Below are 3,630 nucleotides of genomic sequence, written 5' to 3'. Positions count from 1 at the left end.
GACGTCCAGTTCGTTGTCGAGGCCTGAGCCTTCTTCAACCGTGATGACGCCTTCGTTACCCACTTTTTCCATGGCTTCGGCAATGATTTTGCCGATGGAGTCATCAGAGTTGGCAGAAATGGTGCCAACCTGGGCCACTTCCTTCTGGGTTTTGCAGGGCTTGGACTGCTTCTTCAGCTCTTCGACGATGACGATGACCGACTTGTCGATGCCGCGCTTCAGGTCCATGGGGTTCATGCCGGCGATGACGGCCTTGAGGCCTTCGCGGATGATGGCCTGGGCCAGAACGGTGGCGGTGGTAGTGCCGTCACCGGCTTCGTCGGAAGCCTGGGAGGCCACTTCTTTCACCATCTGTGCGCCCATGTTCTCGAACTTGTCAGCCAGTTCGATTTCCTTGGCGACGGAGACGCCGTCCTTGGTAATGGTGGGGGCACCGAAAGACTTGTCGAGCACCACGTTACGGCCCTTGGGACCCAAGGTGACCTTGACGGCGTCGGCGAGCACGTTAACGCCGCGCAACATCTTCTCGCGGGCATGTTCAGCAAAGGCTACTTGTTTAGCTGGCATAAATACTCCTCAAAATGTGTGGAAATTGGTTGGGATATTCAGCGATGCTTACTTTTCGACGACCGCCATGATGTCGTCTTCGCGCATCACCAACAGTTCTTCGCCTTCCACCTTGATCTCGGTGCCGGCGTATTTGGCGAACAGCACGCGATCGCCAACTTTGAGGTCGAGGGCGCGAATTTTGCCGTCTTCCAGAATCTTGCCATGGCCAGCGGCGACAACTTCACCCTGCACAGGCTTTTCTTTAGCGGTATCGGGAATGATGATCCCACCGGCGGTCTTCTGTTCTTCTTCCAGACGACGAATGACGACACGATCATGCAAAGGACGCAATTTCATTGAGCATTTCCTCGTTTTGTACAGGTTAGTGGATGACTTCATCCTGGGCGCTGTTAGCAGTCACACCCATCGAGTGCTAATCATAGGCGCTGAGAATGTTCTGTCAAGGGGCAGCGTGTGACGGGGTCCGGTCAGGAGATACGGGTCCAAAGCGATTGCAGGCTGCGCAGGAGCACGGCATCGGCGCCTTGCAAGCGATGATTGACGCCCGGTAAGGGGCGGATAGCCAGTCCCGGCGCATGGGCACGGGCGGCGAACTGATAACTGAGGGCAAGGGGTACGGCCTTATCGGCACTGCCGTGGAGAATTTCTACGGGACAATGCAGATAGGGCGGGAAGCGCAGCAAGTCGTAGCGCCAACTGTCTGCCACCAGATCAAACCGCATGTGCAGTTCACCGAGGCCATAAGGATCTTCCCAGCAGCGCAGGTTAGTGTCCTGCCAGGCTTGTTGTTCGTCAGCGGGCAGGCGCCGGAAGATCTCCTGAATAAAGTTGTAGGCGGGGGCGATGAGTAGCAGGGCGCGGATCTGTTTTGGCCAGCGGGTAGCGGCGATGGTGCCCAGCCAGCCGCCCAGGCTGGAGCCTACCAGCAGTACCGGGCGATCTTCTAGCATGTGCAGGATCAATTGCAGATCGGCCAGATAGCGGGACAGAGTCAGGGCCTGAAAGTGGCCGTCGGAGCGCCCGACGCCGCGTGGATCAAAGCGTACCCAGGACCAGCCTTGCGCCTGCGCGTTGCGGGCGAGGATCTGTGATTTGGAGCCTTCCATGTTGGAGGCGAAGCCGGGCAGGAAGACGCCTACGGGGTCGGTATGGGCTTCGTGAATGAGTCCGCAAACGCGGTCGCCGTTGGAGTGAACCAGAGTAAAAGGTCTTTCGGCTGAGGGGGACATCGTCTGCTCCGCGCAAAAAAGGGCGACTAAAGTCGCCCTAAAACCACAAAGGAGGAAAGAAACATGCGCTGCAGCCAGCTACTGACCGCAGCCGAGAATATTAGCAAAAGGCGGGCCTGCTGGCAAGTTACATTCCGACCGGTCGGATAAAAGAAGGGCGGAACCGTGAGGTCCGCCCAAAACCACCAAAGGAGGAAGAAACATGCGCTCGCAACCATCACAGCCGCTTGCAAAGGATTAGAGAGCAAGGTCCGCAGAAAGTTCCGCGCCGTTGGGTTTTTTCTGGAACCCCGTATCCTCAGCGTGCTGGTGGTGCAGTTTCCGCTGCCATGAGGAATGGATAACCTGCGGAAAATGTCTGCAGTGGTAATGAAGTATGGTGAGGAGCGAAGTGACGCCAGGCACCATCATCCTTGGTTACTATTTCTTTGCTGGCCCGCCCTTCAGCACATAAAGCGTTCCGCAATACGGGCAGCGGGCCTCTCCACTCTCTTCGATCTTGAGGAAAACACGGGGATGCCCGTCCCAGCGGCTCATGCCGGGCGTGGGGCAGCAGAGGGGGAGGTCTTTGGCCTCCACCTCGGTGTAGCTCTGGTCACAGCACTTGCTGGGGCGGGTCATGGGGTCAGCCAACGTGATGCAACCATTCCGGGTGGTCCTCACGATGCCCGGCCACGGTGTCGAAGTAGCGGCTTTGCAGCAGCTCGGTGACCGGGCCACGACGGCCCTCGCCGATGATCCGATTGTCGATTTCGCGGATAGGGGTCACTTCGGCGGCAGTGCCGGTAAAGAAGGCTTCGTCGGCGATGTAGAATTCGTCCCGGGTCAGTTGTTTTTCGACGATAGGGATACCGGCATCGCGGGCGAAGTTCAGGATGGTGTCGCGGGTAATGCCTTCCAGGGCGCTGGTCAGGGTTGGCGTGTAAAGAATGCCGTCGCGGATCATGAAAACATTTTCGCCGGAACCCTCAGCCACATAGCCTTCGCGATCCAGTAGCAGAGCTTCATCATAGCCACAGGAAGAAGCCTCGCGCTGGGCCAGCATGGAGTTCATGTAGTTGCCCGTGGCCTTGGCCTTGCACAGGTGCACGTTGACATGGTGGCGGCTGAAGGAGCTCACCTTGACGCGAATACCTTTTTCCAGGGCCTCCTGGCCCAAATAGCTGCCCCAGCTCCAGGCGGCAATGAGGGCATGGACTTTGAGCCCCTTGGCGGAGAGGCCCATGCCTTCAGCACCGTAGAAAAGGAGAGGGCGGATGTAGGCCGACTCCAGATGGTTGGCGCGAATGACTTCTTTGGTGGCGTCGTTAATCTGGTCCTGGGTGAAGGGGACGTCCATCTGCAATATTTTGGCGCTGTTGAAGAGGCGTTTGGTGTGTTCCGGCAGGCGGAAAATGGCGGCGCCCTGTGGGGTGGCGTAGGCACGTTCGCCCTCAAAACAGCCCATGCCGTAGTGCAGGCTGTGGGTGAGACCGTGCACGGTGGCCTCCCGCCAGGGAACCATCTTGCCGTCAAACCAGATAAAACCGTCGCGTTCCGCCATGGACATCGTCACATCTCCTTAATCGCTATAACTGCCAATGAGTTCCTGCCAAATCTCCCGCACCCCATGCGCTGCGGCTTGCAGCGCGTCCCAACCCGGGATCTCTGCGGGGCGAATTTCGTTGTCCTGCAAGTTCAGCCAGCGCCGGTTTTCTTCCTGACGGTACCGTTGCCAGGCTTGGCCGAGGACTGCCCCCTGCTCCGCGCTCCAGATGCCCGCGCCCGTCAGTGCGGCTATCCCTGCGGCGGTCCCGGTATCCTGGCATAGAGTCGGCTGCTGGGAGCAAGC

At 58.6% G+C, this 3,630-nt stretch carries 6 protein-coding genes; all 6 read right to left on the bottom strand.

Annotated elements, in window-relative coordinates; all coding sequences use genetic code 11:
• A partial coding sequence (locus AC2VNK_RS08230) for a TCP-1/cpn60 chaperonin family protein (protein WP_486883431.1) occupies positions 1 to 567 on the bottom strand: 567 nt, incomplete at its 3' end.
• A gap of 48 nt (positions 568 to 615) precedes the next feature.
• On the bottom strand, positions 616 to 906 hold the full coding sequence (groES, locus tag AC2VNK_RS08225; protein ID WP_288020136.1) for a co-chaperone GroES: 291 nt from the start codon (positions 904 to 906) through the stop codon (positions 616 to 618).
• Between the two features lie 131 nt (positions 907 to 1,037).
• Positions 1,038 to 1,799 (bottom strand): alpha/beta hydrolase, encoded by a 762-nt coding sequence (locus AC2VNK_RS08220; RefSeq protein WP_486883430.1) that lies wholly within the window; start codon positions 1,797 to 1,799, stop codon positions 1,038 to 1,040.
• Between the two features lie 420 nt (positions 1,800 to 2,219).
• Positions 2,220 to 2,420: a zinc-finger domain-containing protein gene (locus tag AC2VNK_RS08215; RefSeq protein ID WP_291523992.1), complete on the bottom strand. Its 201-nt coding sequence runs from the start codon at positions 2,418 to 2,420 to the stop codon at positions 2,220 to 2,222.
• Positions 2,421 to 2,424: 4 nt separating this feature from the next.
• Positions 2,425 to 3,348, bottom strand: coding sequence for a branched-chain amino acid transaminase (locus AC2VNK_RS08210; protein WP_291523994.1), 924 nt, complete (start codon positions 3,346 to 3,348; stop codon positions 2,425 to 2,427).
• A gap of 12 nt (positions 3,349 to 3,360) precedes the next feature.
• Positions 3,361 to 3,630 (bottom strand): hypothetical protein (locus AC2VNK_RS08205; RefSeq protein ID WP_486883429.1); only part of this gene is annotated, 270 nt, incomplete at its 5' end.

This window comes from Acidithiobacillus sp. TH-A35 (genome assembly GCF_057473505.1).
The sequence above is the reverse complement of the archived record's forward strand: the minus strand, read 5'-3'. Positions and strand labels throughout refer to the sequence as shown.

What these genes read in the sequence shown, in the direction of transcription:
- groES (WP_288020136.1), bottom strand. Translation starts at nt 906, where the DNA reads ATGAAATTGCGTCCTTTGCATGATCGTGTCGTCATTCGTCGTCTGGAA.
- AC2VNK_RS08220 (WP_486883430.1), bottom strand. Translation starts at nt 1,799, where the DNA reads ATGTCCCCCTCAGCCGAAAGACCTTTTACTCTGGTTCACTCCAACGGC.
- AC2VNK_RS08215 (WP_291523992.1), bottom strand. Translation starts at nt 2,420, where the DNA reads ATGACCCGCCCCAGCAAGTGCTGTGACCAGAGCTACACCGAGGTGGAG.
- AC2VNK_RS08210 (WP_291523994.1), bottom strand. Translation starts at nt 3,348, where the DNA reads ATGTCCATGGCGGAACGCGACGGTTTTATCTGGTTTGACGGCAAGATG.